Genomic DNA, 7,024 nt, shown 5'->3' with positions numbered 1-7,024 from the left:
CGACTGAAGCGCACGGAACTGATCATCTTCGTCCGGCCGCAGATCATTCGCGACGGCGTCGACGCCTCCTTCGTCGCCGAGGAGCTGCGCTCCAAAATGCGCGCCGATAAAATCGGCTCCATCCACCCCCCAGGAGCCGTCAACTCAAACCCGCCCCAAATGCTCATCCGATGAGGAAGCCGCGCCATATTATCTAACCAGCCGCCGATGCGGCGACGAGCGCCGAGGGTTCGGCAAGCTGTCCCATGGTGAGATGCAGCAGGCGATCGGCAAGCGGAAAATAGCGATCGTCATGCGTGATGACGATGACGGTCTTTCCGCGCGCCTTCAACTTGGGCAGCATTTCCTTGTAGAAAATTTCCCGGAACAGCGGATCCTGCTCCGCCGCCCATTCGTCGAAAAGATAGAAGGGCCGGTCTTCGAGATAGGCCGCGAGCAGCGCTAGCCGCTTGCGCTGTCCCCGGGACAGATCGACGCTTGAGAAGCGTCCCTCGGTTATCTTGACTTTGGCGTCCAATTGCAGCCGGGCGAGCAGCTGGTCCGCCTGCTCGGCGGAGCGGCGGCCGGAATAGCCGAGAAGCCTGTCGAAAACAAAGGCGTCGGCGAAGACCGCCGCGAAATGCTGCCGGTAGCCGTCCCGGTTCACATCGGTGATGGCCGCGCCGTTCAATCTGATCTCGCCGGTCTCTGGGAAATAAAGGCCAAGAAGCAGCATCGCCAAGGTGGTCTTGCCGCCGCCATTGCCGCCAGTCAGGAACACCAGTTCGCCCGGTTCGATGCGCAGATCGAGGGGGCCGAGAACGAAGCCGCGCTCGTCTCCCTCCGCGCCATAGCGGTGGGTGACGCGGTCGAGCTCCAGCAGCCCGGGCGTCTCGGGAACCGGTGGGATGGCGGCAGGATCGAGATCGGCGAGCGCCTTTTCCTCCGGCATGGCGCCGCCGAGCGCCTCGATCTTGCGCAATGCGATGAGGCCGCGGCCAAGCGCCGGCACGGCGTTCACGACCGTCGAGATGGGGGTCATGATGAAGAGAATGGCGAGCGTGCAGCCGGTCGCTGCCTGACGGCTCGCCAAGTCAATATGCGGGGCGACGTAAAGGACGAAGCCGATGGCGAGAAAGAACGCCAGCTTGCCCCATTGCGCCGCCAGGATATAGTAAACTGAACCGGTGCTGTTCAAGCTTCTGATCCTGTCCGCCGTCGCGCCGAGCTCTTCATGCAGGAACGCGTGGCGGCGGCGAGCGTCCATTTTCAGCTCCTTGCAGCCGTCGGTCATCGCCCGGAAATGACCGAACAGGGCGTCATCGGCGTCCCGCGCCCGCTTCAGCCAGCGCAGGGCGGCGTTTTGCGGAATGTGGAATCCGATCACGCCTGCCAGCAGGAAAGCCAGAACGACCAGCAGCAGGAACCAGGACAGCCAACCGATATAGATGAGGCCGCCAAGGACGACGGCGCCCTCGATGCAGAGCAAGGGCAGCATCTCATGCGCATGGGCGATGCTCTCCATATCCTCGGTCAAGGCCGCCATCAGCCGGTGCGGCCCGCAGGACTGGAGCTGTTGCAGCGGCGCGGCGAGAATGCGGCGGCTGAGCCAGAACCGCAGCTCCAGCAAATTTCTCTGCGTCAGCCGCAGAAGGAGAACCTCGGACAGGGCTCCGGCGGCGAGCGCAGCTATGCAAAGTCCAAAAAAGGCGGTCGCCGGCCCCGATGCGCTTGGCTCGTAGCGCTCCAGCGCGCCGCTGATGAAAGTCAGCAGCCCCGCCGTGCCGCCGCCCGCCGCCAGCCCGGCGATGACCGACAGCAGGAGCGCCCCCGGCGAGGCGCCGAGCATTTTCCACAAGGAGAGCGAAGACCGCCCCGCGTTCGGGTTAGCCTCGGAAGGTCGCCAAAAATCACTCATGCGATGGCGTCTCCCGGGCGAAATCCTCTTGTTCGAGACGGCAGAGGGCAAGGATCTCCGGGCCGTTCGCATCCAGAAAGAAATGCCCTCCCTCGAAGACTCGAAGAGCGAAGCCGCCTGCCGCGAATTTCTCCCAGCAGCGCACCGCCGCCGGTGGGGCGAAGGCGTCGGCCGCGCCGGCGAGGCCGACGACATTGGCGCGAAGCGGCCGGCGATCGGACGGGGTCCAGGCTTCGGCGAGCGCCAGATCCGACCTGATGGTCGGCAGCATCAACCGCAGCAATTCGTCCTCCGCGCCCACTCTCGCCAGTCCGCCCAAGCTTGCCAGTCGTTGCAGGAGAGGAGCGTCCGCCAAGATGCTCAGCGGCTCCGCCGGCCATGATCCCGGCGGAAACGCCGCCGACAGCAGAACGGTCTTAGGACCGGGCAGGCCTTTGCCCTCGAGCAATTGTGCGGCCCGAAATGCCACCTTGGCGCCGAAACTATGGCCGAGGAAGGCAAAATTCGTCCCGGCCCAAGTCGGCGCCAGATCCTCGACGATCGCCTCGGCCAAGAGCTCGAGGGAGGGGGCGGGAGCCTCGCCGAACCGACTCTCGTGGCCGGGATATTCGATCGGATGGAGCGTCACTCCAGCGTTGAGGGCGGCCTCGGCCAGCCCGCGAAATCCCGAAGCGCCGCCCCCGGCCCACGGGAAACAGTACACGGCAAATCCGCCGCGCCGCGCGCCAGCCGTCCAAGGCGTCCAAAGATCTGAACCGCGCAACATCCTGATCCCCCAGTGATCGTCGGTCGCCCGACCCTTTGCTAAAACGGATAAGGCCGCCGCAACCGTCAGATCAATTGAAGGTAGCGGCGGACACTCAAGGGTCATCGAGGCTTTCGCCGCGCAAGATGGCCTCCACCATCCGCGGCGCGGTTTCCGCTTCCTCCAGCGCTTGGAAGCTTGCTTGCATCGCCTTCATACGCGGGCGCAGGCCCTCGTCCGCCTCGAGCGCATCGATCAGGCGGCCGAGATAGGGCGCGCTCGCCTTTTGGATGTCGGCGCGCAGGCCAAGTCCTTGAAACACAAGGCGCGCGCTATTGCCGGGATGATCGCAGCCGAGCGGGAAGGAGACCATCGGCACGCCGAAAGCGATGCATTCCTTGACCGTATTCGCGCCGCCATGGGTTATCATAAGATGCGCCCGCTGCAGCAACTGGAGTTGCGGGGCCTGGCGCACGATGACCACGTCGGCCGGGACATCGCGCAAGTCCTCGGGATCGATGGCGGCGCCGATCGCGATGACCCATTGGCGCTCTGGCCTCGATCGCGCAAGATCGACCACGGCCTGGAAAAACCGCCGATAGGTCTCCTTGGTGGAAAAGACGAGGGTGCCCATGGCGCAGTAGACCAGCGGCTTTTGCGCGTCGAGCCGGTTCCAAGGAAATGGCGGCTCCCGCCTTTTGCGATGGATCGAGGCGCCGACATAATGGCGCTCCGCCGTTTCCGCTCCGGGGAACTCGAAAGCGATGGGCCAGGCGACCAGTTCGGTCAGCCGGGGCGCCTTGCGGTCGTGGTCCGCCCGGCTGAGGCGATAGCCGCAATGCGCCGCGAGCCGTCGTCTGACGCCCTCGAAATCGAGGTCGAGGCCAAGCGGCCGCAACAGCCAGGATTGAAGCTTGATTTGGAGCGCGAACCAACGCCATGCGGCCGCGATCCTAAACCGAGACAGGAGCCCGCCATCAGGGATCAGCGCGGTGAAGATCGGCGGCAGGCCGGACTTGGCGGATGAAGTCAGCGAGTCATGAAAATAGATGCTTTTGACCCCAGCCGCATGAGCGATGAAGGCCGTCCATTCGATCCATAGATCGGTCGATGCGAAGATGACCAGATCGGGCGCCAGGCGCTGCAGCGCCAAGCGGAATTCTTCGCCGCTTTCTCCTTGAAGGTCCGCGGCGAAGGCATGGAGGCGGGCGATGAACCGCCGTTGCGCCCGCAGCGACGCGAGCCCGAAAGGCAGACTCTCCAGCGCTTCGGTCTCGGCGTAGAAGCCCTTTGGAAAGCGCCGCTCGAAGAGAGGCGTGAAGGAAAAGCCCTGGGCGCAAACCGCTTCCTCCGAATCCGCCATGCCCAGATAAGATACGGCGTGTCCGCGCGCGCGCAGGCGCTCTGCGAGGTCCAGCGTGGCGGCGAGACAACCGGGATAGGGAAGAATAAGAAAAAGGATATTCGCCATTATTCCTGCAATCTTATTCCTGCAATCTGCCGCGCAAGGGCCGAATGCCCTGTGAGGCTGCGGCCTCACAGTCGCCTAGGCGGACGGGACGATTCCTGCTGTCGTCCAAATGCCGTCATTCGATCGAGGCGAACACAAGGCAAGGGGGCGCGACGGATCGAACGGAGGCGCGGGATTTTTTGACAAGATCATGCGCTAGAAACAAGGTTGTAGAACGCGATTGCGTCAATAGGAAACGATCGCGCTCTAGGTTCCGCATCAATGTTCGCTATGATAAATCGACGTGGATTCGCATAGATTTTCTCAGGATGGCAAATGACCAAGCGCATTCGCAAAGCAGTTTTTCCGGTCGCGGGTTTGGGGACAAGATTTCTTCCTGCCACGAAATCGATCCCGAAGGAAATGTTGACGATTGTCGACCGGCCCGTGCTCCAGCATGTCGTCGATGAAGCGCGGGAAGCCGGGATCGAGCATTTCATTTTTGTGACGGGCCGCAACAAGGCGGTCATCGAAGATCATTTCGACATCGCCTTCGAGCTCGAGGAGACTTTGCAGAAGCGCGGCAAATTGAAGGAGTTGCAGGGCTTGACCGACCTGCTGCCGGCCGCTGGGGCTGCGAGTTTCACGCGGCAACAGGAGCCGCTCGGCCTTGGCCACGCGGTCTGGTGCGCGCGTGAGATCGTCGGCGATGAGCCTTTCGCGGTTTTGCTTCCCGACATGGTGACTCAGGCCGCTGCCGGCAAAGGCGGACGCTGCCTCGCGCAATGCATCGAGGCCTACGAAAAGCACGGAGGCAACATCATCGCGGCCGAGGAAGTGCCGATGGAGGAGACGCATCAATATGGGATCATTTCCATCGGCAAGGATTTCGGCCCGACCTTCGAGATCACTGGTATGGTCGAAAAGCCGCCAAAGGGAATGGCGCCTTCCAATCTCATGATCTCCGGCCGCTACATCCTCGGACCGGAGATTTTTCCAATTCTCGAAAAGGGCGAAAAAGGCGCGGGAGGCGAGATCCAGCTCACCGATGGCATGATCGCCCTTTCCAAAACGCAAGCCTTCCATGGCGTGCGTTTTGACGGCAAGACCTTTGATTGCGGCTCGAAACTTGGCTTTCTTTCAGCCAATGTCGCTTTCGCCCTCGCCAATCCAGAAGTCGCGGCGCCTTTCAAGGCCGAATTGAAAAAGGTTCTTGGCGCGCTATAGCCCCCTGGCCTTTTGAACGAGGGCGTCGAGGCGGCGCTCTCGTTCGATGACGCCTTTGCGGAAAGCCGCTAGAGCATATTCCGCTCAGGTTGAATCAATCTGAGCGATAAGAATATGCTCAAGCTTTTAAGTTTGGAGCGATTTCTGATCGATCGAATGACTCCATTCGATCGGAAAGCGCTCTATCGCGCCGTTTCCTCGAGCGTTGGATAGTCCGTATAGCCTTCCTCGGCGCCGCCGTAAAAAGTGTTGCGGTCGGGCTCGTTCAGCGGCGCATTCCGGCGCAGGCGCTCGACGAGGTCGGGGTTGGCGATAAACGCCTTGCCAAAGGCGACGAGATCGGCCCGGTTCTGATTGAGGACGTCGATGGCGAGCTCGCGCGTGTAGCCATTGTTTCCGATATAAGCGCCGGCGAAGGCCTTGCGCAAAGCCAGGAAATCGAATGGCGCAATGTCGCGCGGACCGCCTGTAGCGCCTTCAATGACATGAATATAGGCGATTTTCCGCGCGCTGAGCGCCGCGACGAGGGCGCCGAATGTCTTGGCTGGCGCGCTATCGACCGCGTCATTGGCGGGGCTGACGGGCGAAAGGCGAATGCCGACGCGGGCCCTGTCCCAGACGGCGAGGATGGCGTCCGTGACTTCGAGCGCGAAACGGATGCGGTTCTCGATCGATCCGCCATAGGCGTCGGTGCGCTTGTTGGACCCATCCTTAAGAAATTGATCGATCAGATAGCCATTGGCGCCATGGATTTCGACGCCGTCAAAGCCCGCGCGCTTGGCGTTCTCCGCCGCCTTCTTATAGTCGGCGACGATCCCCGGAATCTCGTCGAGCTCCAAAGCCCGGGGCTCGGAGACGTCGGCGAAGCCGGTTTCGATGAAGGTTTTCGTCTTGGCGGCAATGGCGGAAGGCGCCACAGGCTGGCCTCCGTCCGGTTGCAGCGAGACATGCGAAACGCGTCCGACATGCCACAGCTGGATGAAAATAAGGCCGCCCTGGCGATGCACGGCTTCGGTGACTTTCCGCCAGCCTTCGACCTGCGCCTCGCTATAGATCCCCGGCGTCCAGATATAGCCCTGACCTTGCTGCGAGATCTGCGCGGCTTCCGAAATGATGAGACCGGCGGAGGCGCGCTGACGATAATAATCCGCGTTGAGATCGTTCGGGGCGTCGGCGCCTTTGGTCGCGCGATTGCGAGTCAAGGGCGCCATGACAATCCGATTTCTCAATTGAAGATCGCCGAGTCGAAAAGGTGAAAATAGCACGTTGGCGTCCTGCGTCATCGCAACCCCCGCTGATTATTGCGCCTCGAAAATGGGCGGCGAAGTTGGAGCCGCCCGTGCGGCGAACATGGGCCGGCGGCGCGAGATTGCGTAGATGCGAACAAACGATTGTGAACGGACCGAAGCCGTTTCTTGCGGGGGCGAAAACCTCACGTCATATTCAAGGCCGACATGTAAAGCTCGAGAATAGCTTCCATTTCCTTGCGTTCGGAATGGTCCTGCTTTCTAATTTTCACGATCTGGCGCACGGCCTTGACGTCGAAGCCGCGACCTTTCATCTCGGCATAGACGTCGCGGATATCATCGGAAATCGCCTTTTTCTCTTCTTCGAGCCGCTCCACGCGCTCTACGAATTGCGTCAGCTCCTGCGCCGCGACGCCGGTTTCGGCGATATCTGCCGTCATTCCCGACTTTCTCCTTGT

At 61.8% G+C, this 7,024-nt stretch carries 6 protein-coding genes; 1 reads left to right on the top strand and 5 read right to left on the bottom strand.

The window, feature by feature from the left end:
- Positions 1-193: 193 nt before the first annotated feature.
- From DL86_RS10835 to DL86_RS10825, 3 genes are all read right to left on the bottom strand, one after another.
- Positions 194-1,897, bottom strand: a complete 1,704-nt coding sequence (locus DL86_RS10835) for a cyclic peptide export ABC transporter (protein WP_202899191.1) — start codon at positions 1,895-1,897, stop codon at positions 194-196.
- Positions 1,890-2,663, bottom strand: a complete 774-nt coding sequence (locus DL86_RS10830) for a thioesterase II family protein (protein WP_036261122.1) — start codon at positions 2,661-2,663, stop codon at positions 1,890-1,892. Before DL86_RS10830 ends, DL86_RS10835 begins: the two co-directional genes overlap by 8 nt.
- Positions 2,664-2,757: 94 nt before the next feature.
- On the bottom strand, positions 2,758-4,113 hold the full coding sequence (locus DL86_RS10825; protein WP_036261119.1) for a nucleotide disphospho-sugar-binding domain-containing protein: 1,356 nt from the start codon (positions 4,111-4,113) through the stop codon (positions 2,758-2,760).
- A 315-nt stretch (positions 4,114-4,428) separates the two neighbouring features.
- Here DL86_RS10825 and galU point away from each other — a divergent pair, with 315 nt between their 5' ends.
- Complete coding sequence (gene galU / locus DL86_RS10820) at positions 4,429-5,319, top strand: UTP--glucose-1-phosphate uridylyltransferase GalU (RefSeq protein WP_036261117.1); 891 nt, start codon at positions 4,429-4,431, stop codon at positions 5,317-5,319.
- Positions 5,320-5,501: 182 nt separating this feature from the next.
- Here galU and DL86_RS10815 read toward each other — a convergent pair whose 3' ends face one another.
- Both DL86_RS10815 and DL86_RS10810 read right to left on the bottom strand, forming a co-directional pair.
- A complete protein-coding gene (locus DL86_RS10815; protein ID WP_036261115.1) occupies positions 5,502-6,602 on the bottom strand; it encodes an alkene reductase in 1,101 nt (366 codons plus the stop codon).
- A 149-nt stretch (positions 6,603-6,751) separates the two neighbouring features.
- Positions 6,752-7,006, bottom strand: coding sequence for a DUF2312 domain-containing protein (locus DL86_RS10810; RefSeq protein WP_036261217.1), 255 nt, complete (start codon positions 7,004-7,006; stop codon positions 6,752-6,754).
- Positions 7,007-7,024 lie beyond the last annotated feature (18 nt).

This window comes from Methylocapsa aurea, from assembly GCF_000746085.1.
GTDB classification, from domain to species: Bacteria; Pseudomonadota; Alphaproteobacteria; order Rhizobiales; family Beijerinckiaceae; genus Methylocapsa; species Methylocapsa aurea.
This window is presented reverse-complemented; position numbering and strand designations above follow the sequence as displayed.